Origin of the sequence: Oceanospirillum sanctuarii (assembly GCF_002150805.1) — a bacterium.
Lineage (GTDB): Bacteria > Pseudomonadota > Gammaproteobacteria > Pseudomonadales > Halomonadaceae > Oceanospirillum > Oceanospirillum sanctuarii.
In genome coordinates this window covers 1-25,569 of record NZ_MTBA01000012.1, presented here as the reverse complement: position 1 = coordinate 25,569, position 25,569 = coordinate 1, and the positions used below count along the sequence as shown (strand labels likewise).

Below are 25,569 nucleotides of genomic sequence, written 5' to 3'. Positions count from 1 at the left end.
TCTTTATCTGTGTTTTATACTTTTCGGGCATATTCTGATCTGTAAATACCCGCTTTTGTGGGGTGTTTTTCTATTAATTATCAAGCGTTTAAATATTTCTTTTGTCGCGGACTTTGTCCCCCCGCCATAATCTGGCACGCGGTTTTTCCTCTACCCCTAATAACGTCCGGCGGCAACACAACCCACAAGGTTATGCTGACCAACCGGCAGGCCGCACGCTATCTGACAGCTCAATACCCTTAAGCAGCTGGCAACCAAAGCGAACCTATCCTGCAAGCTAACAATCTGGACATGAATATGTTTAAACGTCGTACCCTGATGGCTGCGCTGGCGACCTGTCTGCTGATCAGCCCTTTCGCTCAGGCGGAATACAAAAAAGAATATACCGTTTCTACCGTACTGCCTTCTGCTTTCCCTTGGGGGCAGGCTGCTGATAAATGGGTCGAGCTGGTAAAAGAACGCTCTGAAGGGCGCATCAATATGAAGATCTACAGCAACGCTCAGCTGGTTTCCGGTGATCAGACCAAAGAATTCTCTGCGATGCGTTCCGGTCTGATCGATATGTCTGTGGGCTCGACCATCAACTGGTCGCCACAGGTGCCTGAACTGAATCTCTTCTCTCTGCCATTTCTGATGCCGGATCATGCGGCTATTGATGCCATCACTCAGGGTGATGCGGGTAAGGCGGTATTTAAAGCGATTGAAAAACGCGGTGTAACACCTCTGGCTTGGGGCGAAAACGGTTTCCGTCAGCTGTCTAATTCTAAGCTGAAAGTGGATGAGCCTTCTGATCTGAAAGGCCTGAAGATCCGCGTCGTGGGTTCTCCGCTGTTCCAGGATACTTTCACCGCTCTGGGCGCTAACCCAACTCAGATGAGCTGGGCCGATGCCAAACCTGCGCTGACCACAGGTGCTGTTGATGGTCAGGAAAACCCTCTGTCGGTATTTGATGTTGCCCGTATCGATCAGGTTGGCCAGACCAATCTGACTCGCTGGGGTTATATGGCGGACCCTCTGGTATTTGCGGTAAGCACCCGTGTATGGCGTCAGTTCTCTCCGGAAGATCAGAAGCTGCTGAAGCAGGCGGCTATCGATGCCGGAAAATGGGAGATCGAAAAGTCCCGTGCGGAGCTGGCGGAAACGCTGGAGAAGATCAAAGCCCGTGGCGTTGAAGTAACGGATCTGACCCCTGAACAGCATGCAGCTTTCGTGGCGGCAACTCAATCTGTGTACAAAAAGTGGACACCGCGTATCGGCAAAGCGCTGGTAAAACAGGCTCAGGAAGCCGTTGCTAACCGCAACTAATCCCTGAACCTGATTAACAAAAGCGGCTGTCTGCAAGGGCAAGCCGCTTTTGCTGTTTCCGAGAACCGGCTTCGGCCAGATGCTTTAGCCGGTTTTACACGCGTTTGTTGCTGTTTTGCGGAGCTGTTATGTCCCGTCGTCCAAAATTCCGTCCGGAGGCCTGGTTGGCAAGTCTGGCGCTGATCGCCATCTGCCTGATCAGTCTGGGTAACGTGATTGTGCGTTATGCCACAGATGCTTCCTTTGCCTTCACCGAAGAGTTCTCGGTGTTTTTTCTGGTGCTGTTAACCTTTGCCGGAGCCGCCGTTGCTGCCCGCCATAACCAGCACATCCGTATTGAGCTGATTGAACATCACCTGCCAAAGTCGGCGCTGAAGCTGGTGTATCTCCTGCAATGGATGGCGGGGATGATCGTATTGGGTATTACGCTCTGGTACGGCGCTCAGTTCGCGCTGGAAGAGTATCAGTGGGAATCCCTGTCGCCGGGTCTTGGCCTGCCTAACTGGATTTACGTGGTCTGGCTGCCGCTGATGGCACTGGCCATTATGGTACGAATGACCCAGAACCTGTTCGACCGCTTGCAGGGCAAGCAGGATGAGGAGGTGATCCATGAGTCCTGATATTCTGATGATTGTCAGCTTCCTGCTGGCGCTGCTGCTGGGTGTACCGGTGGCGATTGCGCTGGGCCTGGGTGGTGTTGTCGGCATCGTGACCGGTTTATCACCGGATATGCTGGCGACTCTGGGCACCAACACCTATAACAGTGTTGCCAAGTATCCGCTGATTGCGATTCCGCTGTTTATTCTCACCGGCCTGATTTTCGAACGTGCTGGTGTTGCTGCGAGTCTGGTGCGTTTTGCCCAGGCGATTATCGGTCCCCGTCACGGTGGTCTGGCAGTGGTTGCGGTACTGGTCTGCCTGATTATGGGTGGCATGAGCGGTTCTGGCCCGGCTGATGCTGCTGCGGTGGCTATGGTGATGCTGCCAAGTATGCGTAAAGCCGGTTATCCACAGCCCTTTTCCGCCACTCTGATTGCTGCGTCTTCATCCACAGCCATTCTGATTCCACCTTCTATTGCGCTGATTCTCTATTCGATTGTTGTACCGGGCGTCGATCTGCGGGCACTGTTTGCAGCGGGTCTGTTCCCCGGAGTGTTGGCGGGTCTGTCGCTTTTGGTGCCTGCGTTGTGGTTATCCCGCAAACACGGCTGGGAAGATCCGAACGAATCGGAACGTCCGCCTTTGGGAGAGAGCTTCAAAGCGGCTATTCCGGCACTGTTAGCCCCGGTGATTATTCTTGGCGGCCTGCGCTCCGGCCTATTTACCCCGACTGAAGCTGCCGTTGTCGCTGTGGCTTATGGTGTGCTGGTGGGTACTCTGGTCTATCGCAATCTGAGTTTTAAAACTCTGTTTGAGCTGATTACCGAAGCCGCTGTCACCTCTGGTGTGGTGATGTTCATTATCGCGCTGGCGGGGATTTTCGCCTGGGCGGGAACCACGTTAGGGACTTTCCAGCATCTGGCGGAAGCCCTGCTGTCACTGTCCGATAACGGCTGGGTACTGCTGTTGCTGGTGATGCTGCTGGTTCTGCTGGCAGGTATGCTGCTGGATGCGGTCTCTATCTACCTGATTCTGATCCCGATTCTGCTACCGCTGATGCAGCACTTTGGCTGGAATCCGGTCTGGTTCGGTATCCTGCTGGCGATGAATATCGCCATTGGTCAGTTTACGCCCCCTGTCGCGGTGAACCTGATGGTGACTACCCGTATTGCCGGTATCCGGCTGGAACATACCATCGGCTGGGCGCTGATCTTTATCGCCGCCATGGCCTGCAGTCTGCTGTTGGTGATGCTGGTGCCGGGTATTGCGCTCTGGCTGCCGGATAAGCTGGGTTATGTGGTGGGGCAGTGGTAGTCGTTCTGATGTGATGGGCTCCCACGCAGAGCGTGGGAGCCAGAATATTGCCATTGTGTCATTTCCTTATCCGACTCGTTCCCATGCTCTGCGTGGGAATGTGGGTTAAGGCTGTAGCGGTCTTTTACTCCCGACCGGTTTCAATCGGGCGAACACTGTCTGTGATCCACTCGCTCCAGGAGCCAGCGTAAACGCGCGGTTCCGGCAGACCTGCAATGGTTGCCGCCAGTGCCAGATGGCAGGCGGTGACGCCGGAGCCGCAATAGACAGCAGTCGCTGCATCCGTATCCAGCGCGCTCAGTTTCTCTTTCAGCTGATCCGCAGGCAGGAACATACCTTGCCCATCCACCAGTTCGGTGAAAGGTACGCATTGTGCACCGGGAATATGGCCTGCAACCGGATCAATCGGCTCGACTTCACCGGCGAAGCGCTCGATACCCCGGGCATCCAGCAGTACCGGTTTTTTCAGCAGTAGCTGTTGCGCGCTGATCAGTTTTTCATCCTGCCAGTTCAGTTCCGGTAGTTCGCTCAGAGCGAAATCGCTGCTTTGCTCTCCGGTTTCTGTCGCCAGACCTTCCGCCAGCCAGGCATCCAGACCACCATCCAATACCTGAACCTGTTCGATACCGGCGTAGCGCAGCAGCCACCAGGCACGAGCTGCGGCCATAGCCGCATTGTTCTGGTCATACACCACAACAGAGCGTTCTGGTGTGATGCCCCATTGTTGCAGTTGGCGGGCAAAATTTTCTTTGGTGGGCAGTGGGTGACGACCTGTTACTCCCGCTTCAACCGGGCTGGACAGATGCTGATCCAGATCGGCGTACTGTGCCTTGGCGATATGCAGCTCCAGAAAAGCTTCCTGACCGGCTGCCGGTTCCTGTAGGTAGAAACGGCAATCCAGTACCACAGGGGCATCGGAAGATTGCAGTTGCTGGCACAGCTCTTGAGCATTAATCAGAGAAGGGGTTGTTGCAGACATATCCTAGTCTCCCGAGGAAAAATTTTTCCTAGCATACCCTGCCGTTTCTGCTACGCCTACTGCAGAGGTGCTTTGACGATCCGTAGTAAAGCAAAAGCCATGAGTCTACTAATAGGTAGAAAATGGCTAGTTTTCTGTTTTTATGGATTTTTTCTTATCAAGCGCACTCTTTTGGTTCGCAGGTATGAGTACAGATCATTTTGTGCTGAAAGAGGAATGAAATGACTTCATAGACAGCCTGTTTTCTTGTCTGGAGCCTTGTCGGAAACGGACAATGACGGGGGCTTCAGGTACAATGCCGCCTTTTGCCCTTAGGTTATTCCGTTGGGGAATAAGCTCTGGTTTAACCCCGATTGCGTAGTGATCATTCTTTAAGTTTTTATCGCCTCAGGAGTTCAGTAATGAAGTATATCGGTGCCCATGTCAGCGCCAGTGGTGGTGTCTTTAACGCCCCTTTGAATGCCAAAGAGATCGGTGCCAATGCTTTTGCCCTGTTCACCAAAAACCAGCGTCGCTGGCAGGCCAAGCCGCTGGATGATCTGACCATCCGCAAGTTTAAACACAATTGCGAAAAGCACGGTTTTAAGCCGGAGCAGATCCTGCCCCACGACAGCTACCTGATTAATCTGGGGCATCCTGAGCAGGAAGCGCTGCAGAAATCCCGGGATGCCTTTCTGGATGAGCTCCAACGCTGCGAGCAGTTGGGACTGACCTATCTTAATTTCCATCCCGGCAGCCATCTGAAGAAGATCGATGAAGCGGCTTGTCTGAGCCGTATCGCTGAGTCCATCGACTGGGCGCTGGCGCAGACCGAAGGTGTTATCGCCGTGATCGAATGTACCGCCGGTCAGGGCAGTAACCTCGGCTGGCACTTCGACCAACTGGCAGCAATCATCGATCAGGTTGAGGATAAAAAGCGCGTAGGTGTCTGTCTGGATACCTGTCACATGTTTGCGGCAGGCTATGACATACGCACCGCAGAGGCCTGCGATACCACCTTTACCGACTTTGAACGCACCGTGGGTTTTGATTATCTGTACGGCATGCACCTGAACGATTCCAAGGGCGGGCTGAACAGCCGTCTGGATCGTCACCACAGTCTGGGCAAAGGTGAAATTGGTCTGGAAGGTTTTTGCTGGATGATGCAGGACAAACGCTTTGACGGCATTCCGCTGGTGCTGGAAACCATTGAGCCTGAGATCTGGGCGGATGAGATCCAGATGCTGCGTCGCTTTGAACAGGGCGAAACCCCGGCATGAATTTGAATTCACAGGTGAAGAAGCCAGCAGGCTTCAGGGAGCCACAACGATGAAGCATCGCCCCCACGGCAATAAGAGTTTCGGAAACTCCCGTGAGATCCATACCACTCAGGACGGCCCCCACGAGGAGCTGGTCGATCGTGTCTTTAAACACTGTCGGGTGCCGTTCAAAAAGCCTTATCAGCAGCACAATCTGGATGCCTTCAACAAGGCTGCCAACTGGCTGCGTGGTCAGAACAAACCTCTGATTCTGGACAGCTGCTGTGGTGTGGGTGAAAGCACGCGTCATCTGGCAGAGATGTTCCCGGATCATGCCGTGATTGGTGTCGATCAGTCGGAAGATCGTCTCAGTCGTAAACTGGGGGAACTGCCGGATAATGCTCTGCTGGTGCGCGCTAACCTGCTGGATTTCTGGCGACTGGCGGTGGATGCCGGATGGCAGCCTGTGCGTCATTATCTGTTGTACCCGAACCCTTATCCGAAGAAGAGTCAGTTCAAACTGCGCTGGCAGGGCGGGCCTATGCTGCCTTATATCGCCGAGTTGGGTGGCCGTTTTGAGTGTCGCAGTAACTGGCTGATCTATGTACAGGAGATGGCACAGGCGATTAGTTTGTTGCGTCTGCCTACCAGTGAAACTCTGGATGAAGATCTGGGCGGTATTAAAAGTTCCATGCTGGAACAGGCTGCGTCACAGGTTGTCGCTATTACGCCTGATCCTGTACTGACGCCCTTTGAGCGTAAGTATCTGGGCAGTGGGCAGCAGGTGTATCAGTGGGTGTTTGACCCGTAGGACCATGAATAGCCCAGTAGGATAAAGTCGCGAAGATTAGCGCAGAGAAGCTTTAAGCAGAGAGGGTTTAAGAGCGTATGAGCAGTCAGGATAAAAAACATATTGTGGTACTAAGCGGTGCTGGTGTCAGCGCGGAAAGTGGCATCAAAACCTTTCGCGATGGTGATGGCCTGTGGGAAAACCACAATGTGCAGGATGTCGCAACGCCCCAAGCCTGGCAGCGTGATCCTGAACTGGTACTGCGCTTTTATAACGAACGCCGTCAGCAGATCCGTAAAGCCGAACCCAATGCGGCCCATAAAGCGATCGCCCGATTGGAAGAGGGTTTTAAGGTCTCCGTCATCACCCAGAATATTGATGACCTGCACGAGCGGGGCGGCTCAACCGAAGTGATGCACCTGCACGGCGAGATCGGTAAAGCCCGCAGCACACTGGATGAACGTCTGGTGATTAATCTGGGGCAGAGCGATATCTATCCCGGTGATATGTGCGACAAAGGCAGCCAACTGCGCCCCCATATCGTCTGGTTTGGTGAAGATGTGCCCATGTACCCCATTGCCCATGAGATCACGCAAACTGCGGATCTGGTGATCGTGGTGGGGACGTCTTTGCAGGTTCAGCCAGCCTCGTTCCTGGCCAGTGCTGCGCCTTACCATGTGGCGCGTATTGTGGTTGATCCCAAGGCTTCGGCGGATACGCCAGCGTTTTATCTGCGCGATCCTGCGGGCAGTGCCATGCCGGTACTGGTGGATTATCTGCTGGAGAACGGCATTGAAGATCTGTCCGGTATTCCCGGTTTACAGCACGATTGAAGCCTTTGCCCGGCGTTGTTCTGCATAACCGGTAGTCGGGCCTTAACTCGTTCCCACGCTCGCATGGGAATGCGTAACTTGTTTTAACCTCTAACGCTTATTCTCTAAAAACTCATTCCGCGGAAAGTTACTGAATGTCCAAGCCGTTTTCTCTGCCTATGCCACCTGCGCCGGATATGCCGCGTAAGCCTTTTGCTGCCCGGGGTTCCCGGGTGAACCGCTGTACCGGTTGTCTGATGGCGAAGGATTTCTGCATCTGTGATCTGCGCCCGGAAAACGTCAGTTGCCGGGCTCAGGTCTGGCTGATTATGCATCCGGAGGAGATCTACAAACCGACCAACACAGGTCGTTTGCTGGCGGACTGTCTGCCGGAAACTCAGGTGTTTTACTGGTACCGCACCAGTCCTGATCCTAAGTTGCTGGCGCTGTTGGCTGATGAACAGTATCAGCCCTTTATTATCTTCCCGGATGATATGGAAGATTACGCCCATCGGGTGGTGTCTTTCGAACCGGAGCGGGAAAAGTCACCGGAGAAGGTTCCGGTGTTTATTATTCTGGATGGCACCTGGCGACAGGCACGGCGGATTTTCCGCAAGAGCCCGTATCTGGATAACCTGCCGGTACTGCCGTTAAAAACTGACCGCCTGACCCGTTACGCCCTGCGTAAACCCGCCAGTGACCAGCATCTGTGTACCGTGGAAGTCGGTATTGAACTGCTGCGACAGGCAGGAGAGAGTGAAGCGGTTGATGCTGTGGAAAACTACTTCGCCGCCTTTAACCGCCGCTACGCGGAATCCCGTGGTCTACGGGAAGAAGTGGAAGCGCGTTTGAATCGTTAAGGCTGGTTTTTATCAGGCATAAAAAATCCCCGCGTATTAGCGGGGATTTTTGTTTCTGGCGTTCAGCGGAATATGCTGACTTAACCTTGGCTATCCAGGAAGCGTTCTGCGTCCAGTGCCGCCATGCAGCCGGTGCCGGCTGAGGTGATCGCCTGACGGTAAACGTGATCCATTACATCACCTGCAGCATAAACACCTTCGATGCTGGTTTGGGTGGCGTTGCCTTCCAGACCGGATTGTACTTTCAGGTAGCCGCCGTTCATCTCCAGTTGACCTTCGAAAATGCCGGTGTTTGGCTTGTGGCCGATGGCGATAAACACGCCCATTACGCTGATTTCCTGGGTGGCATCGCCTTCGGTAGCTTTCAGGCGCAGGCCGGTAACGCCCATGTCATCACCCAGAACTTCATCCAGTGTGTGGTTCCAGATCACTTCGATATTGCCGTTGGCAACCTTCTCCATCAGCTTGTCCTGCAGGATCTTCTCAGAGCGCAGGGTGTCGCGACGGTGGATCAGGGTGACTTTCTTAGCGATGTTGGACAGGTACAGGGCTTCTTCAACCGCAGTGTTACCACCACCCACAACAGCCACTTCCTGATTGCGGTAGAAGAAACCATCACAGGTTGCACAGGCAGAAACACCTTTACCCATGAAGGCTTCTTCACTTGGCAGACCCAGATACTGAGCGCTTGCGCCGGTAGCGATGATCAGAGCGTCACAGGTGTAAGTGCCGCTGTCGCCTTTCAGGGTGAACGGACGCTGGGTCAGTTCCACTTCGTTGATGTGATCGAAAACGATTTCAGTGTCGAAGCGCTCGGCGTGTTTACGCATATCTTCAACCAGCTGAGGGCCCTGAATACCGTCAAACGCACCCGGCCAGTTATCTACGTCAGTAGTGGTGGTCAGCTGGCCGCCCATCTGCATACCTGAGATGATCACAGGTTTCAGGTTGGCGCGGGCTGCGTAAACCGCTGCAGTGTAACCAGCAGGGCCGGAACCCAGAATAATCAGTTTCTCGTGACGGATGTCGCTCATGGTGCTCTCCCAGCGAGCCGCTTGCTTGGCTCTTTTGATACTTAAAAAATGATCGGGTGGTGATCCTGTTGCTTGCAGGTCTATATGGGGTCAGCGGTGGTAAATTCCAGCTCATATACCGGATTCGTTTCGCTGACGCTGATAGCTCTGCCAGTGTGATGGCGAAATCTTAACAGAGTCTGAAAACAACCGTGATGCTTTAGGGCAGATTTTAACCAAGCTTTTTGCTCAGGGACTAATGGGTTGCACTGATGACGGTGATAGGGAAAAGCGATCAAAGCCGAGCGGAGATGGTTTTGGGAATGAGCTGATCAGAAATAAGAAAGTCCCGAATAGACACGGCTACACGGGACTTTTTATTGGGTATTAAACACTTGCATTCTGTACTGTACAGACTTGTTAGGCTGCACTTTGATCACTGAGTAATACCGATCAATGTTGATTACCTTGTAAATATTGCTTCATCAAAAAATCTCTTCTCCTCTTTAAGTACAGCGGTTAAGAGAGTTAACGGATTCTGCATCTGAATCTCAGATTCCGTTGGCCATGGCAGTAACTGGTATCGCTTTTTGGTTCCCTGTTATCTTTTTGGCAGTGAATTAGGTCGTTCGGTCTTTTGAAGGAACGCTTCCTTCCATGATGACGCTGAGGTCGGTTAACTGGTGTCGAATGTCACGGTAATAACCTCTTTTCATTTCGTGTCGGCCATGTGTTCAGCTAGTCCTGAAAACAGCGTTCGAAACAACATGGTCAAAATTACGGGTGAAACGTAAAGCTTTGGTTTTGCGTGTCAGACAATCAATAAGTGTGAGTTCAATTTAAATTAAAAGGTTTAGCGGTTAAAAATTTACAGTCAGGAATCATCTTCCCGTTTTAGTTCAACACTGAGCAATTCTCCCTCCATATTCACGTGTACCTGCATATGTATAGGAGCGCAGCAAGTCTGGCAGTCTTCGTAGTAATCCTGATCACCTCCTGTGGTATCAACAGCTGTTTCCAGTGCCGACCCGCAATAGGGACATTGCCCGTAAACCTCAGTGAGCATCGCCTCTAACATAAACGCTCCCTCCGGATCGTTTCTGCTGCTTTTCTCTCTGTCCGCCTAACGCGTATTCAGCGGCAAGGAGGAAAGCCTTGCTTACAATAAAGTGACTTTCTACAAAGCTTCAAAGCAAAGGGTTTAAGCCATCAGCTTTGTGGTACTCAGTTTTACGGTCTTACGGTTTTAAAGCTTACTTCTGGTTTTAAACTAAGTGTTTTATCTGTAGTTAATAGAGTTGTGTGAAACCCGGCGAAGTGATGTGCTTCTGCTGATGATCGCGCAGGAAAGCACTACCGGAGCGTAGTGAGCGTTTGCAATGTCTAACTCCGCCCACAACCTTACTATAGTCAAGATTGCAGAGTGCGCAGTCTTTTTTCTGCCATATTTTTCAGGCTAACCCTCAGGTTTTAATGAAAAAAATTCAGTCTGTGGCGAGGATTAAGCGCTAGTGACTGGCATTATGGGTTCTTGGTCAGATCCGGCAGGTCGACAGAGGCCATATCGGTCAGCTCCTGGGGCAGGGGCTTTTTGATGTTGATATCCAGCTCGGCCAGTTGCTGCGCCTGTCCAACAAGACTGCCGCGCCCCTGACTGAATTTATTCAGGGCATTGTCATAGGTCTGGTGGGCGGTGCTGAGCTGGTTGCCCAGCTTCTGCATATCTTCGGCAAAGCCACGCAGTTTGTCGTACATGCGGCCGGCGCGGCGGGAGATCAGTTGAGCGTTTTCATTCAGGCGCTCGTAACGCCAGATATTCTGAATGGTACGCAGGGCGACCATCATACTAGTGGGGCTGACGATCATAATATTGTGTTCGAAGGCCTCGCGGAACAGATCAGGCTCGGCATCAAAGGCGGTCATAAAGGCGGCTTCCACCGGAATAAACATCAGCACGTAGTCGAGGCTGCGAACCCCTTTCAACTCGCGATAGTCTTTGGCAGAAAGCCCCTTGATGTGATTGCGGATTGCGGCAACGTGGGCTTTCAGATACTGCTGGCGTTCGGTTTTATCTTCGCTGTTGTGGAAGGATTCGTAGGCGTTAAGGGAAACCTTGGCGTCGATAATGACATCTTTGTTGTCCGGCAGATGCACAATCACATCCGGTTGATAGAGCTGGCGTTCCTCATCCCGACGGCTGGCCTGCAGTTCGTATTCGTGACCTTCCCGCAGGCCGGATTCTTCCAGTACCCGCTGCAGAATCAGTTCGCCCCAATTGCCCTGGGCTTTTTTGTCGCCTTTCAGTGCCTTGGTCAGATTCAGTGCTTCCTGACTCATCTGCAGGTTGAGAGCCTTTAGGCTGTGGATCTCCTGCTTGAGCATGGCGCGCTCCTGCGCCTCTTTACCGTAGCTGTCCTGAACCTGCTGACGGAACTGGTTCAGCTGGTCTTTAAAAGGATTCAGCAGACTGGTGAGGGTTTGCTGGTGCTGATGGTTCAGGTGCTTGCTCTTGTCATCAAAGATGCGGTTGGCGAGGTTTTCAAACTGCTGGCTGAGTTTCTGTTCGGCACTGTTCAGGATCTGAATCTTTTCCTGTGAGGCTTTCTGCTCTTCTTCCAAGCGGGTACGGGTGGTCGCCAGTTGCTGTTCCAGAGTCAGCAGTTGTTTCTGCAGCTGACTGATCTGCTGGTCTTTATTGGCCAGTTGATTCTGGCTGCGCTCCACCACTTCATGCAGGTTGTCGAGTGTGGTTTGCTGGGCGGTGCTGTCCTGTTCCACGCTTTGGCGGCGCTGCTGCTCCTCTTCAAAGCGTTGTTCCATACGAGCCAGTTTCTGCTGCAGCTCTTTGGTGTAATGGTTTTGCGCCTGAGCATCGGCGATCTGCTGGCTTTGGCTCTGCTGTAGTTGCTGCAGGCGGTTTAGTTCGGCTTCGCTGGTTTGCAGGCGCTGGCGCAGATCGCTGCTGGTTTCCTGAGTGTGTTGCAGCTGCAGCTGCATCTGTTGCATGGCTGACTGATAGCGTTGCTGAAGCTGTTCGGCCTGAATCTCAAGTTCTCGTTCCAGCTGTTGCTGGTGACGATTACGCAGGATGGCGACACTGATAAGAGAGCCTGCCAGTGCAGAGATCAGTAATAGTGCGGGTAACAGAAGATTGGATAGCGATGACATAGCCGGATGCACCTGATGCAGATAACGATCCGGCTAGTATAAGAAATCGAACTATATTTTTATACAGTGTCTTTGCTGGGGACGACCTTAGGTTCTATTTCAGACTTAACTGCTGCTGACAGCAATCAGGTTTTCCTGCTCCATCTGCAGCTGCTCAATAATCAGCAGGAGTTTGTCCATGGACAGCGGCTTGGTGAAGTATTCCGCAAATCCTGCCTGCAGATGCTGGTTAACCGTTTCGGGCTGGGCATCCTCCGCGATAGCCACAATAGGAATGGTAGCCGTCTGTGGGCTGACCTGAAGAATCTCCAGCATTTCAAGGCCGCTCAGATCCGGCATATCGGTATTCATCAGTATCAGATCAAGAGGGTGCTTCTGTGCCAGATCTACGGCGTAGCTGGCATTGTTTTCGGTGAAAAGACGAATATCTTCACGACTCTGCAGGGCATTTTCCAGCAACTTCAGATGAATCGGGTCGTCATCGACGCAGAGGATATTGAACCGGCTGGCGGTATCCTGAGGTTCCTCTTTGGGGTGGCTGTCCGGCAGGTCGATCCAGAAAATGCTACCGCCATCGGGATTGGGTTTGTAGCCGATCTGGCCGTGCATCATCTCTGCAAGACGTTTGCAGAGCGCAAGACCGATTCCGGTTCCTTCGACATTGGTGCTTTCTGCGCCCAGACGGTTAAAGGCTTCAAACAGATCCTGTTGCTTATCCTCCGGAATACCGATACCGCTGTCGATCACCTGAATACGGACAAAGCCTTTATCCCGGTTCTGCAGGCGGATCTTAACTGTGCCGCCGTGGTGATTGTATTTAATGGCGTTGGAGAGCAGATTAAAGAGCACCTGTTTGATACGAACCCGATCGGTCAGTACCTGCTGATCGGGGTTGGCGCTCAGGTCCACTTCCAGCTTCAGCTGATGTTCTTCCGCCAGAGGCTGAACCAGCAGCAGGCTGCTTTCCAGCTCCTTGGCCAGAGGAACAACCTCGGTATTAAGGCGGACCCGTCCGGACTCAATCCGGGCGAGATCGAGAATGTCGTTCACCATCGCCAACAGATGTTTACCGGCAACGTGGATTTCGTTTACAGATTCCTTCTGCTCTTCTTCCATAGGCTCATCCTGCAAGAGCTGGGTAAAGCCCAGAATGGCATTCAGAGGGGTGCGTAGCTCATGGCTAACGCTGGAAAGCAGATTGGATTTGGCCTGACTGGCTTTTTCTGCTTTGTCGCGAGCCTCAATCAAAGCCTGTTCCGTCAGACGTTTGTTAATCCCCATGCCGAGAACATGTACGATACGGTGGATAAAAGTACGGTTCTCTGTGGTATTCAGAATACGTTCCGGCAGATAAAGCAGAAGAACCGAGGGCTGTCCGGCATGCTGCAGCGGCACCGCATAGGCCACATGATCCTGCTCGATAATACAGTGGGTTGTATCTTCTATATTCATCGGCAGAATCTGCGGAGAGCCTTGGTCGATCACCTTCTGACAGAGTTCCAGTGTCATGGGGATCTTTATGCAGGGATTATTGGCGCAGCCGCCGTGCTGAATCTGAGGTTTCAGGCCGATAGACGTTGGCTGGTATAAAGCGAGAAAACGCCACTGCCAGTTGTGGTGGTGCATGATACGGGCCTGAGACTGACCCAGATACTCGTGCATGGGCACGCTATCCAGACTTAGCGCCATCAGAATACTCAGGGATGATTCTTCCTGAGCTTTACGTTCGAGATAATGCTGGTGCTCGTAGGTTGTGGTCAGGTCTTCGTAGAAAGCAACGTAGTGGGTAAAACGCCCGGTATCATCCTGAACTGCCGTGATATTAACGTGGTGGGGAACATCGCCATTACGGGTCTTGTTCCACATCTCGCCTTCCCAGAAACCCTTATCTTTTAAGCCCAGCCAGAGTTCTTTATAGAAGTGGTCGCCCTGTTTCTCAGAGCGCAGCATACGAATATTGCGGCCAGCCAGCTCATTCAGACCATAACCGGTCAGCTCAGCAAAGGCCTCATTGGCTTTGATGATGATGCCGGAACGATCGATGATCGCAATGGGCTGATGCGCATTAAAAGCTGTTGCCAGCAGTTTGATCTCTTCCGATGAGATATCCGTGTTTGCAACGGCGAACATAGCTGCCTCTGGGTGGGTTGGGTTTAAAGTCCGCATATCTTATAAGGATTAAAGTTCTTTTGTAATACCTTAATTGCCTGTTATCAGAGCGTCAGCTATAGCATCCTGATTGCTATAGTTTTTATCTCTGGCTTTATTTTTTCTGTCATACTCGAACCTCTTTTCCGCACCCTTGTATGACGGTTAAGACCATATCATCTAAAGGGTTTTAAAGAGCGTTTTCTTGTGTAGCTTTCTGTGAGGCAGGTGTATATCTGCCTCGCAAATAGATAAAGACGCAGATCAGGCAGGCTTTTGCAGAAGATTCTGTAGTAGGGGATAAAGTGTCGGATTAGCAACCAGCATCTGCTCGCCGTAAAGGGCTGGTGGGAAGTTATCCGGACAGCCATCGAGATGGCCTGCTAAAGCCCCTGCCTGCAAAGCGATCAGACGCGCTGCCGCAAAATCCCATGGTGATACAGTTTCGTAGTAACCGTCTAAGCGTCCGGCTGCGACATAACAGATATCGATTGCCGCTGACCCCATGCGGCGAATGTCCTGACAGTTATTCAGTACCTGATGCAGGCGCGGCAGTAGTGTCGGTATCAGGGATTTATCATAAGGAAAACCGGTGGCGATCAGGGCTTTTTTCAGTTCTCTGGTTTCGCTGACCTGAATGTCCTCACCATTCAGTTGTGCGGGCTCGCCGGATACCGCTGTGAATAACTCATCCAGAAACGGGTTATACACAACCCCGACTTTAACTTCTCCTTGTTCGGCATAAGCGATGGAAATCGCCACCTGCTGTAAACCGTGAGCGTAGTTTACCGTGCCATCGATCGGATCGATGATCCACATAGGTTTTTGCAGAGCTGCGGTATCGGAGTAATCCGGAGAGGATTCTTCCGACAGAATGTCATGATCAGGAAAGGCCAGTTGCAGCAGGGCGCGGATCAGTTGGTCGGATTTCAGATCGGCACTGGTTACCAGTTCGTGCCCGGCTTTGTAATCCTGTGAGAAGCTTTGCTCCTCTCGGGCAGAGCGAATCAGCTCGCCAGCCTGACGGGCGATGGCGATAGCCTGGCTCAGATATTGCTGTAACTCAGAGGGTTGGCTGGCAGTGATTTCCATGATGAAACTCCGTCGGCTGTTGGGGTTGCCGGTAATCATTATTAGGTTGACGGGAATATTAAGTAAATCGCAATAAGACCTAAAGACCGGAATCCGATAATGCTGATAGGAAACAATTAGTTAGGCTTTATATAGTGAGTATTATGCTGCGCTGCATGGTGACTTGCTGGTCATATTTGCTTGTCGCAGTCGTTACCCTTTGATAGCTTAGCCAGCCAATAAAGCCGTATTTTTGTAAAGGCTATTTCAGAATTGTGCACTAGACTGAAGAGCTAATCGGTTACTAAGCGCTTTCATGGTGCAGGGAAGAAGGATAGAGAAAGGGATGATGACTGCTGCCAGCGGTAATGTGGCCTTAGGCGTAAAAAGCAGGCATAAAAAAAGCCAGACTCCGAAGAATCTGGCTTTCTCTGAATTTGGTAGCGGGGGCCGGATTTGAACCGACGACCTTCGGGTTATGAGCCCGACGAGCTACCAGGCTGCTCCACCCCGCATCAGATGCAGTGCATTATAGGGCTAAATAATTGAATGTCAAAAGTTTTTACGCTGAAAATCAAAATAAACAAATAAAAAGCGTATTTCGATAGTCACACAAGGATTTTTGCCTGTCCGGGCATGATGCCGGTATGTCACCGGCACGTGGTTTGGATGTTTCGGTAAAACTCTGTTTTTCTGTCATGGTGTTGTCACCGTGGGTCAGTAAAACAGGGAATGCGAGAGCGACATCTACAAGCAGAGGGAATGTAAGATGAGTAAGAAGATCGCCTTAGTAACAGGGGGTACCGGTGGTATCGGTACTGCAATTTGCCGTGGTCTGGCTGATGATGGCTATCAGGTTGTGGCGGCCTCAACGAACCAGGAAAAAGCACAGGCTTGGAAGGAATCTGAAAAAGCCGCTGGTTACGATTTTGAGACCGTGCACATCGACGTCGGCAATTTTGATTCCTGTCAGGAAGGTTGCAAGCAAGTGGCAGAAACCCTGGGGCCGATTGCGGTGCTGGTTAACAACGCTGGTATCACCCGTGATGGTTTCATGAAGAAGATGAGTTGGGAGCAGTGGCATCAGGTTCTGCAAACCAACCTGGACAGTGTTTTCAACATGAGTAAAGCCTGTCTGGAAAACATGCTGGAAATGAAGTTTGGTCGCATCATCAATATCTCTTCGATCAATGGTCAGAAGGGGCAGATGGGTCAAACCAACTATTCAGCAGCTAAGGCAGGTATGCACGGTTTCACCAAAGCGCTGGCGCAGGAAACGGCCCGTAAAGGTATTACCGTAAACACTATCTCTCCGGGTTATATCGCAACCGATATGATTATGAAGATCGATGAGCCGATCCGTAATCAGATTATGGAAGGTATTCCGGTAGGGCGTTTTGGTAAGCCGGAAGAGATTGCCCGCACGGTTTCTTTCCTGGCTGCAGAAGATGGTGGCTTTATCACAGGTGCTAATCTGGCAGTAAATGGCGGCCAGCACATGTGCTAACTGTTTTGCGTGATGAAAAGCCGGCAATTGCCGGCTTTTTTTGCATCTGGAATCAGATCATCTTGTATAATGGTTTCAGTTCACACAAATTTACATATCTACTGAAATATTCAGCGAGCTTTCTGTGCATCCAGACCAGCGGGACCAACAAGCAGCCTTCCAGTTTAAGGGCGGTAATCTGACGATCACGACGTTGGAGCTGATGACGGCTGACTGTGCAAAAATCGAACAGGAATTGAGTCGTCAAACTCAGAAAGCGCCCGCGTTTTTCCGTCAGACTCCGGTGCTGCTCTCTTTTGATCAGTTAGAAGAACTGCCAGTGGCGCTTGAGATGATTGTTGATGTCTGCAAGCGCAATGGGCTGATTCCTATTGCCGTGCGTTGCGGTCAGGAAGCGATTAAGAAATCCGCCTGGGCTTTGGGTTTAGGTTGGTTTCCGCCTTTGACCGAGCGTCGCCTGAAAGAAGTGGCTAAAGATAAGGGTTGTATCCAGCGATTGCCGACCCGATTTGTGCGCGGAACAGTTCGTTCCGGCCAGCAAATCTATGCCAGTTGCGCCGATCTGGTTATTCTGGGCGCGGTTAATGAAGGTGCCGAAGTGATTGCTGATGGTAATGTCCAGATCTGGGGGGCACTGCGCGGGCGAGCCATCGCTGGGGCACAGGGGGATACAGACGCCAAAGTTCTGTGTCAGCAGCTCAGAGCGGAGCTGGTTTCTATCGCAGGTGTCTTTCAGACCTTTGATGCCTGCGAGTGGCCGGAAAATAGTGATCTTCCGGTTGAGCTGCGTTTAGAAGATCAGAGTTTAGTTATCGTTTGACAGAGGCGTTTATAACGAATCTGTGCATAAAGAACCGATTTACACTGCTTTATTGTTTTATCTGTATATATAGAACCGATATCTCAATGGAAATAATAAATACTATTAAAGGGGGAAGGGCGCGTGGCTAGGGTAGTCGTGGTAACGTCCGGAAAAGGTGGTGTTGGAAAGACCACCAGTTGTGCATCCATCGGAACCGCTTTGGCCATGCAGGGTCATCGCACGGTGCTGATCGATTTTGATGTAGGTTTGCGAAACCTTGATCTGGTGATGGGCTGCGAGCGTCGGGTGGTTTATGACCTGATCAATGTCACCACAGGTGAAGCCAAGTTAAGTCAGGCACTGATTAAAGATAAGCGTCTTGATGGCCTCTTTATGCTGCCTGCGTCTCAGACCCGGGATAAAGATGCACTGACCTACGAAGGGGTTGGTGAAGTGATCGAGACTCTGAAAGAGGAGTTCGATTTCATCATTTGTGATTCTCCGGCAGGCATCGAGCGTGGCGCAGTCATGGCGATGTATTACGCCGACGAAGCCATTGTGGTGACCAACCCTGAAGTTTCCTCCGTGCGGGATTCGGATCGCATTATTGGTCTGCTGGATTCCAAGACCCGTAAGGCGGAAGAAGGCGAGTCTGTTCGTTCACACCTTCTGATCACCCGATACGACCCTGAGCGGGTTGAGCACGCTGATATGATGTCGGTTCAGGATATTGAAGAGATTCTGGCCATTCCTGTTGTTGGTGTGATCCCTGAGTCACCGGCTGTGCTGCGTGCATCGAATCAGGGGGTTCCTGTGGTGCATGATAGTGACAGCGATGCCGGTCAGGCCTATAGTGATACGGTTGCCCGCTTTTTGGGTGAGGAGCTTCCGATGCGATTTACGGAACTCGAAAGAAAAGGATTATTCAGCCGGATGTTTGGAGGTCGGCGATGAAGCGTTTGCGTGATTTTTTCCAGAAAGAGAGTTGTCAGTCTGCGGATATCGCCAGGGAACGACTGAAAGTTATGATTTCTCAGGACCGCATGCAGCGAAATCAGCCTGATTTCTTGCCTCGCCTGCAAAGCGAGCTGGTTGAAGTGATCCGTCGCTATACCCAGTCTGAGCAGGACGATATTCAGATCAGCTATCACTGTCTGCCCCAGCGTTCTCAGATTGAATTAAATGTATCCTGGCCACGTAATCTGCCCTGATTCGACACCCGAATCTCAGCTCCGGATCTGCCGGAGCTGAGCCGATTACAGGCTACAGGCCCTGATAAAAGTAAGGACCTGAACCTTGAGTTCACAGCCCACGTTATTCTGGCACGATTATGAAAGTTTTGGTGCCGACCCCCGCCGAGACCGACCATCACAGTTTGCTGGTATCCGAACCGATCTGGATCTGAATGAAATTGCAGAACCGGTTGAGTGGTTCTGTCAGCCAGCAGATGACTTTTTGCCTCATCCGGATGCCTGTCTGATCACCGGCATCACGCCACAGGATGCCCAGCGTAATGGTGTGCCTGAGGCGGAGTTTATTGCCAATATTCATCAGGAACTGAGTCAGCCCAACACCTGTGCGCTGGGTTACAACTCCCTGCGTTTTGATGATGAGATGACCCGCCACACCCTGTATCGTAACTTTTATGATGCCTACGGTCGTGAATGGCAGAACGGCAACTCGCGCTGGGATCTGATTGACGTGGTGCGTACCGCTTATGCCCTGCGTCCGGACGGTATCGAATGGCCGTTAAACGATCAGGGCCAGCCCAGCTTTAAGCTGGAACATCTGACTGCGGCCAATGGCATCGCCCACGAGGGAGCGCACGATGCCGTATCCGACGTGCGGGCGACTATCGCTATGGCGCGCCTGATTCGCGATAAGCAGCCTAAGTTGTATCAGCACCTGTTTGATCTGCGCAATAAACATAAGGTTTCCGATCAGCTGGATCTGGTCAGCCGCAAACCGGTACTGCATATCTCAGGTATGTTCGGTGCTGCTCGGGGTAATGCAGCTGTGGTTGTGCCGCTGGCGCAGCATCCGACCAATAAAAACGGCATCATCTGTTACGACCTGATGGCGGATCCTTCCGAGCTGGGCAGTCTGTCCGCTGAAGAGATTCAGCGCCGGGTCTTTACCGCGCAGAGCGAGCTGGATCAGCCGCGTATTCCGCTGAAAGTGATCCACATTAACCGCTGCCCTGTGGTGCTGCCGGTAAGTATGGTGGATGAAAAGGTTGAAGCCCGTACCGGCATCAGTCTGGATACCTGCCGTGGGCATTGGAAGATACTGGCTGGCCTGGGTGATCTGACTGCGAAACTGCAGGCGGTATTCAGCGCACCTGAGTTTGAAGGCGGCTCTGATGATCCGGATCTGATGCTTTATGGCGGCGGCTTCTTTGGTCACCATGATAAAGATCAGATGGAGATGATCCGCGAAACACCGGCAGAGGCGCTGTCTGAACTGCAGCCCACCTTTCAGGACTCTCGTCTGGAAGAGATGTTCTTCCGCTACAAAGCCCGTAACTATAAAGACTGGCTCACCGGTGAAGAGCTGCAGCAGTGGGACGAGTACCGTTGGCAGCGCATCAATGATCCGGCGGTCAGCAGTCTGACGCCAGAGCAGTTTAACCAGCGATTAGTGGAACTGAGCCAGACCGAACTGTCACCCCGAGATCAGAATATTCTGGAAGATGTGGTGTTGTATGTGGAGTCTCTGGTGCCTTCGCACCTGTTTTAAAAGTGCTCTCTTTTAACACAAGCTTGTTTTGGCAAGGCTGCAAAAATGAAAAAAGCGATAACACCTGCGTGTTATCGCTTTTTTTGTACCGGCATTTCAGCAGCTCGGCTTAACGCTGAATCGCCTTAAGCTCCGAGCGCAGTGTGTCCGCCTCGGTAAAGGTTTTACTGCCGGACTGATACTGCACGGTCAGTACGCCGGTTTTCTGATCGGCGATCTCATTCAACAGCTGGCGCAGATCCTCAACCTGAAGTGCCTTTACGGCTTCTGCCAGTTGTTCTCTGCGGTCAAAGCTGATCTCGTCCAGTGCCATCTCGCGCCACAAGCGTTGTGCACGTTCCTGCAAGCGGTCATCGCTGTCGAGAATATTCGCCAGCAGACCCGCTTTCTGCTCAGTGAACTCCTGTTCGCTGATAGCGGCAAAGCTTTGGGCGAAGTTGCCCATAAAAGCATCGCTCAGAGACTGAATCTGCTCCGGCGTATGGCTGGGTGACTGCACCAGCAGGCTCAGCCCCGGTACTTTCAGGGTTGGGTGGTAACTGGCAAAAACCACATAGCCCAATTGCTGCTGGGTACGCATCTCATGGTAATAAGGACTTTGAAGAATATGGGCCAGCAGCATCCAGCGGGCCTGAGATGAATAGCTTTCTGCACCGTCAGTCTCGGCAGGCTGGTAATACTTCAGCCAGGCGTTGTCGTTATGGCTCAGTTCCGGTTTATGCGTCAGGTTTTTGCCTTCAAGACTCATCTCGGTAAGGCGCGGTACCTGATGCTCCGTCAGCGTGGGTTTCAGGGTAGCGGTTACCAAATGCAGATTCTGCTTGGCTTCAGCTTCTGTCATATTGCCGACAATCATCGCTTCCAGATGCAGCCGTGACAGGAAGTGACTGCGGAACTGCTCAAGATCTTTTGCTGTTAGTGGTTCGATAGTCGCCAGCAGCTGTTTTTCGTTCCAGCCCGGTTGCATTAGCACGGAACCCACCTCACCAATGATCTGGCGGTACAGGGGCGCTTTATCGGCATTCTGCCAGCGCTTGATCAGGCTTTGTTTGACCAAGGCGAAACGCTCTTCGCTGATCGCCTTTTTGGTCAGAGTATCCAGCAGCTCTTTCAGCAGTACATCCTGTTTGTCGTCATAACCGCCCAGCTGGAAGGTGATGCCGCGAACATGTTTGTAAACTGTGTAATCAAGGCCTGCAAGACTGGCAGGATAGGCAAACTCGTTGCTGGCTTCATTCAGCCAGCTGGCCAGTAGTTGAGTCAGTACCGCTGTTTCGGCGGATTCGATGCTTACCGGTGACTGCAGGCTGAAATACTGCTGCGCTTTGGGTGTATTGAACTCAGTATCAGCTTTGTACCAAAGCGTAGTGGTTTTGGTATCGCTGATGTTTGCTGGTTTTTCCATGGTGGTGAGGCCAGCCTTCATGCCCAGTGTATCGGCGATAAAGGGGTTGGCCTCCGGCAGGCGGAACCGCTCGGTAGATACCGGTTTAATCTGTTGGCTGTCAAAAGCAGTCAGGCGGTAATCACCTTCAAACCAAGGGGAGACCTGATCGGTTTCAACATCCGGGCTGATGCGGGTTAGCAGCAGGTTTTCGGGCGTCAGATAGCTCAGATACTGGCGCACCAGTCCGGCATCAAAGTTCTCCATGGCGTAAGGGGCGTGTAGCACCTGCTGGACCGGGTAGCGCGGCATATTAAAGGCCAGTCCACTGACAAAGTGGATCGGGGAGCTGGCTTCCATAAAGTTGAATGCCTGCTCAGACAGTGCCTTTTGTTCGTCAAAGCGCCATTGATCGATACCTTTATTCTGCAGCAGGCTGATATAGCCAAAGACTGCATTCGTTACCGCATCACTGTTCTGGAAACCAGTTTCGGTCAGATTGATGCTAATAGAGAACAGGGACTCTTCACCGGTGCTGATACCACTGCCAGCGGACAGACCTGTGGCCCAGCCCTGGGCTTTCAGATAGGACAGCAAACTGCCTTCACCTTCATGACCGATCAGACTGGCCAGATACGAAGCGGGTTTTTTGGTGAAATGCTGAGCCGGGTCCGGCATCGGAAACTGAAGTTTCAGTGCATGGCGTGCCTGCAAGGGTTTGATATCCAGCTGTAGCGGCAGACGACCTTCGGCAAACAGCGGCTTATCGACGCTGAAAGCTTCTGCATTGTGATTCTCAACGGCAGCAAACTTGTTGCGCGCCATCTTCTCCAGTTCATCCAGCGAATCATTACCCAGAATCACCAGTGACATGCGGTTAGCGGAGTAGTGTTTGCGGTAGAACGCCATCATGGCGTCTCGTGCACTTGTCTCTTTATCCGCCAGAGTTTCGATACTACCGGTGCTGAATCCACTGTAGGGGTGCTGCGGATTCAGTGCCTGTTTCAGAATATCGAACTGTTTGCGGCCATCGTCACGCAGTTTTGACTGGTACTCAGAGTGCACTGCATTTTTCTCGCGCTGCACGTAGGCTTCGGTAAACAGGGGGGCAATAAAGAACTGGGCGAAGCGATCAAGGCTTGGTTCCAGATAGTTACTGTCCACTTCAAAGAAGTAGTTGGTGTCTTTATATGAAGTAAAGGCGTTGTGACTGCCGCCATGCTTGCTGATAAAGCTCTGGTATTCACCGGCTTCAGGGTATTTCTCAGTGCCCAGAAACAGCATGTGCTCAAGGAAGTGGGCAAGACCGGCAAAGTCTTCCGGGTCCTGACCGCTGCCAATGGCAACGTTCATAGCTGCGGCGGCTTTGTCCGCTTTCGGGTCGGAAACCAGAATCACGTTCAGCTGGTTATCCAGCGTCAGGGTGCGATAGCTGCGCTGATCATTCTGGCTGATGATTAATGGCTGGTATTCTGTATTTTGTGCGCTATAGGTGCTGTTGTCGGTCGTGCTTTTTATAGACATAGGATTGCAGGCCGTTAGCAAAAGTGAAGAGATCAGGGTGCAGCCGATCAAAATAGGTTTCGGACGCTGTAACAGTTTAGGTGGTCGGTTAGAGCCTGTTGATGACATGGATTACTCGCTTTTATCCAAGCGGAATGTCCGCCGTTAACGGTGACAGATAGAGTTAATTCCTTCTATTGACCCTGATGGTGGGTGCTGGTTCGCAGAAGATCAAGCCAAACTCTGCGGTTCGGCTATCAGTTCATACGGGAATTAAGATTCATTGGTGTAGCGGAATCGATGTCCGCTGGGTTCAGAGACAATGCGTGAGCGGTTGACCGGATTGTTGACCAGAGGGGCAACAGGGTAGTAGTCGAGGTAGTCATTGTCAGCGGCGACCAGATAGGGCGTTGGATCGGTTTTTGGATCAAGCCAAGTATCCGCTTCTTCCCGTGGGATAATTACCGGCATGCGGGCTGCAATATTGCCGATCATCTGATTACTGGGCAAAGTCAGCAGGGCAAAGGTGTCGTAGCCAGTAGCTTCTGAAGTCGCGTAGCGGGTCATGATTCCAGCCAGCAAAAAAGTGCGGTTTTCAGGGCGGCGAACAGCAAATGGTCGCTTATGGCGGGTGTATTGCTGCCACTCATAATATCCGGATACAGGAACAATACAGCGAGTTTCAAGAGCATCTTTAAACATCGCCTTTTCATCCAAAGATTCAACCCGGGCAGAGTAAGGGCTGTTGTCCAGTACCTTTAGCCACTGAGGGCTGTACCCCCAATAACCTTCGCAAAGCTCTTTATCGACAATGCCTTGCTTGATAATGCTGACAAAGCCCTTGGGTGGCAGGTTGTAACTGGTGATCAGAGGCTGTCGGATCACCAAGGGCTCGTTCAAAAGTGTGTCGGTATTAAATGGGGTGACAATCAGACGACCGGGCATCAGGTGCTTACCTTGTTGCGGCCTGCGTGTTTAGCTCTATACAGAGCATCATCCGCAGCTTTTACCACTTGCTCAGGTGTTTTGTTCGCACCCTCCCGTTGAGAAACACCAATACTGATGGTCACAGAAACGGTTGAGCTATCCTGTTTTGCTTTCTTGCCGCGCTTGTTCTTTCCGGTCTGATCGTCCTTTGGGCGATTGTCATCGCGAATCTTCATCGCGTAGTTGGCGATGGTTTCACGGACTGTTTCAAGGTGCGGCAGCGCGTACTGAACATCTCTGTTTGGGAACAGGATAGTGAATTCCTCACCACCATAGCGGAAGGCCTTACCTCCGCCTGTCACCCGTCGGATTTTCGCAGCAACCATCTTCAAAACCTGATCACCGATATCGTGGCCGTAGGTATCGTTAAATTTCTTAAAGTGATCCACATCCATCATAGCGATGGTGTAGTTACGGCCAAGCTTCGCCAGTTGTTCATTAAGGGCTCGCCGACCCGGTAGGCCAGTCAGATCATCTTTGAAAGCCATATTGAAGGTTTCATGGATAATGGCACCGACAAGTAGAAGGCCTGCCAGGAACATAAAGACAGAAAGATAGCCGGGAATCAGAAGTTGTTGACTGACAATAAACAGAATGATCAACGCTGAGAACAGGGCGGCGTTGATAGTAGAGGGCTGCCAGAGCATCAGGCCTGACATAGCCAGGAAAGCGATAATAAAAATGTAGTAGGCAATAGGAGAAACATTTACCCAGTCGGGATGAAGTGATGGCCAGATCATCTGAGTCATAAAGAAGAGGGTTGGCTGGTGCTGATATTCGCATACCAGCCAGATAGCAAATACCTGTGCACCAAGAACCATAAGCTTGGTCGGCAGGTCCGTCACCATAGAGCCCTTTTCCTGCCAGAAAGCGAATAGCACAATGTTCAGAGGGCCAAGAATGGTTACTGAATTGAATACCATCTCAATACTGAACTTTCCCCAGCTCTGGCCCACGGTGCTTAGAAGAGTTGTAAAACTCCAGTAGGCTGTCACCAGTGTCAGCAAGGTCATCAGTACCCGAAGGCGGCCATAAACAAGGGAAAGGGTCGCTGCGGCAGTAAAGACGATATAAGGAGCAAGAGAGATCAGGTCTTTGACTGTCGGAGAAAAAGCGTTATAGCCAAAATGGGCTACAGGGATAGTGATCAACAGAAGCAACAAAGGAACAAGCGCTGATTCTTTCAGCTTTAACAGAATACGATTCACGACAACCTCACTGTTAACCGGAATAGGTAGATTAAAAGCTCAGCCCTGGAAAGCAAGCGCCATAACATGAAGATTTGTTACCTCGATGGCCAGAATCGCATCGTTTTGAAAATATTCAGTTTTTTTGAAACTTTTTTACTT

General features: G+C 51.7%; 22 protein-coding genes and 1 tRNA gene. 13 read left to right on the top strand and 10 right to left on the bottom strand.

Features of this window, described 5'->3' with window-relative positions:
* The first annotated feature begins 297 nt into the window (after positions 1-297).
* The 4 genes from BV405_RS15580 to BV405_RS18035 all read left to right on the top strand — a co-directional run bounded on the left by BV405_RS15580 (position 298) and on the right by BV405_RS18035 (position 3,328).
* Positions 298-1,305 carry a DctP family TRAP transporter solute-binding subunit gene (locus BV405_RS15580; RefSeq protein ID WP_086481823.1) on the top strand — a complete coding sequence of 336 codons (1,008 nt, stop codon included), beginning with the start codon at positions 298-300 and terminating at the stop codon, positions 1,303-1,305.
* Between the two features lie 128 nt (positions 1,306-1,433).
* On the top strand, positions 1,434-1,925 hold the full coding sequence (locus BV405_RS15575; RefSeq protein ID WP_086481822.1) for a TRAP transporter small permease: 492 nt from the start codon (positions 1,434-1,436) through the stop codon (positions 1,923-1,925).
* The gene (locus tag BV405_RS15570; protein ID WP_086481821.1) at positions 1,915-3,219 is read left to right on the top strand and encodes a TRAP transporter large permease; all 1,305 of its coding nucleotides are present in this window, start codon (positions 1,915-1,917) and stop codon (positions 3,217-3,219) included. The genes BV405_RS15575 and BV405_RS15570 overlap by 11 nt, the downstream gene beginning before the upstream one ends.
* Positions 3,200-3,328: a hypothetical protein gene (locus BV405_RS18035; protein WP_281251704.1), complete on the top strand. Its 129-nt coding sequence runs from the start codon at positions 3,200-3,202 to the stop codon at positions 3,326-3,328. Before BV405_RS15570 ends, BV405_RS18035 begins: the two co-directional genes overlap by 20 nt.
* Before the next feature lie 15 nt (positions 3,329-3,343).
* Here BV405_RS18035 and BV405_RS15565 read toward each other — a convergent pair whose 3' ends face one another.
* Positions 3,344-4,198 carry a sulfurtransferase gene (locus tag BV405_RS15565; RefSeq protein WP_086481820.1) on the bottom strand — a complete coding sequence of 285 codons (855 nt, stop codon included), beginning with the start codon at positions 4,196-4,198 and terminating at the stop codon, positions 3,344-3,346.
* 401 nt (positions 4,199-4,599) lie between these two features.
* Here BV405_RS15565 and nfo point away from each other — a divergent pair, with 401 nt between their 5' ends.
* The 4 genes from nfo (at position 4,600) to BV405_RS15545 (ending at position 7,898) form a co-directional block, all read left to right on the top strand.
* A complete protein-coding gene (nfo, locus tag BV405_RS15560; RefSeq protein ID WP_086481819.1) occupies positions 4,600-5,457 on the top strand; it encodes a deoxyribonuclease IV in 858 nt (285 codons plus the stop codon).
* Between the two features lie 49 nt (positions 5,458-5,506).
* Positions 5,507-6,247 carry a tRNA (guanine(46)-N(7))-methyltransferase TrmB gene (gene trmB / locus BV405_RS15555; protein ID WP_086481818.1) on the top strand — a complete coding sequence of 247 codons (741 nt, stop codon included), beginning with the start codon at positions 5,507-5,509 and terminating at the stop codon, positions 6,245-6,247.
* 77 nt (positions 6,248-6,324) lie between these two features.
* On the top strand, positions 6,325-7,059 hold the full coding sequence (locus BV405_RS15550) for an SIR2 family NAD-dependent protein deacylase (RefSeq protein WP_086481817.1): 735 nt from the start codon (positions 6,325-6,327) through the stop codon (positions 7,057-7,059).
* Positions 7,060-7,193: 134 nt separating this feature from the next.
* Positions 7,194-7,898: a tRNA-uridine aminocarboxypropyltransferase gene (locus BV405_RS15545; RefSeq protein ID WP_086481816.1), complete on the top strand. Its 705-nt coding sequence runs from the start codon at positions 7,194-7,196 to the stop codon at positions 7,896-7,898.
* Between the two features lie 80 nt (positions 7,899-7,978).
* Here BV405_RS15545 and trxB read toward each other — a convergent pair whose 3' ends face one another.
* From trxB to BV405_RS15515, 6 genes are all read right to left on the bottom strand, one after another.
* Positions 7,979-8,932 (bottom strand): thioredoxin-disulfide reductase, encoded by a 954-nt coding sequence (trxB, locus tag BV405_RS15540; RefSeq protein WP_086481815.1) that lies wholly within the window; start codon positions 8,930-8,932, stop codon positions 7,979-7,981.
* Between the two features lie 853 nt (positions 8,933-9,785).
* Complete coding sequence (locus BV405_RS15535; protein ID WP_086481882.1) at positions 9,786-9,977, bottom strand: CPXCG motif-containing cysteine-rich protein; 192 nt, start codon at positions 9,975-9,977, stop codon at positions 9,786-9,788.
* Between the two features lie 455 nt (positions 9,978-10,432).
* Entirely contained in the window at positions 10,433-12,079 is a 1,647-nt protein-coding gene (gene rmuC, locus BV405_RS15530; protein ID WP_086481814.1) for a DNA recombination protein RmuC, read from the bottom strand.
* 105 nt (positions 12,080-12,184) lie between these two features.
* The gene (locus BV405_RS15525; protein ID WP_176330190.1) at positions 12,185-14,209 is read right to left on the bottom strand and encodes a PAS domain-containing hybrid sensor histidine kinase/response regulator; all 2,025 of its coding nucleotides are present in this window, start codon (positions 14,207-14,209) and stop codon (positions 12,185-12,187) included.
* 282 nt (positions 14,210-14,491) lie between these two features.
* On the bottom strand, positions 14,492-15,319 hold the full coding sequence (locus BV405_RS15520; protein WP_086481812.1) for an inositol monophosphatase family protein: 828 nt from the start codon (positions 15,317-15,319) through the stop codon (positions 14,492-14,494).
* 417 nt (positions 15,320-15,736) lie between these two features.
* Positions 15,737-15,813: transfer RNA gene (locus tag BV405_RS15515), tRNA-Met, on the bottom strand.
* Positions 15,814-16,067: 254 nt separating this feature from the next.
* Between BV405_RS15515 and phbB the strand changes: the two genes are divergently transcribed.
* The 5 genes from phbB (at position 16,068) to sbcB (ending at position 20,346) form a co-directional block, all read left to right on the top strand.
* Complete coding sequence (phbB, locus tag BV405_RS15510; protein ID WP_086481811.1) at positions 16,068-16,805, top strand: acetoacetyl-CoA reductase; 738 nt, start codon at positions 16,068-16,070, stop codon at positions 16,803-16,805.
* Between the two features lie 124 nt (positions 16,806-16,929).
* On the top strand, positions 16,930-17,625 hold the full coding sequence (gene minC, locus BV405_RS15505) for a septum site-determining protein MinC (protein WP_176330189.1): 696 nt from the start codon (positions 16,930-16,932) through the stop codon (positions 17,623-17,625).
* Positions 17,626-17,748: 123 nt separating this feature from the next.
* On the top strand, positions 17,749-18,561 hold the full coding sequence (gene minD / locus BV405_RS15500; protein ID WP_086481809.1) for a septum site-determining protein MinD: 813 nt from the start codon (positions 17,749-17,751) through the stop codon (positions 18,559-18,561).
* Positions 18,558-18,818, top strand: a complete 261-nt coding sequence (gene minE, locus BV405_RS15495) for a cell division topological specificity factor MinE (protein ID WP_086481808.1) — start codon at positions 18,558-18,560, stop codon at positions 18,816-18,818. Before minD ends, minE begins: the two co-directional genes overlap by 4 nt.
* Positions 18,819-18,903: 85 nt before the next feature.
* The gene (sbcB, locus tag BV405_RS15490) at positions 18,904-20,346 is read left to right on the top strand and encodes an exodeoxyribonuclease I (RefSeq protein WP_086481807.1); all 1,443 of its coding nucleotides are present in this window, start codon (positions 18,904-18,906) and stop codon (positions 20,344-20,346) included.
* A gap of 109 nt (positions 20,347-20,455) precedes the next feature.
* Here sbcB and BV405_RS15485 read toward each other — a convergent pair whose 3' ends face one another.
* The 3 genes from BV405_RS15485 to BV405_RS15475 all read right to left on the bottom strand — a co-directional run bounded on the left by BV405_RS15485 (position 20,456) and on the right by BV405_RS15475 (position 25,428).
* Positions 20,456-23,254 carry an insulinase family protein gene (locus tag BV405_RS15485; RefSeq protein ID WP_176330188.1) on the bottom strand — a complete coding sequence of 933 codons (2,799 nt, stop codon included), beginning with the start codon at positions 23,252-23,254 and terminating at the stop codon, positions 20,456-20,458.
* 252 nt (positions 23,255-23,506) lie between these two features.
* Positions 23,507-24,178: an SOS response-associated peptidase gene (locus tag BV405_RS15480; protein WP_086481805.1), complete on the bottom strand. Its 672-nt coding sequence runs from the start codon at positions 24,176-24,178 to the stop codon at positions 23,507-23,509.
* Complete coding sequence (locus BV405_RS15475; protein WP_086481804.1) at positions 24,178-25,428, bottom strand: GGDEF domain-containing protein; 1,251 nt, start codon at positions 25,426-25,428, stop codon at positions 24,178-24,180. The genes BV405_RS15480 and BV405_RS15475 overlap by 1 nt, the downstream gene beginning before the upstream one ends.
* Positions 25,429-25,569: the final 141 nt, after the last annotated feature.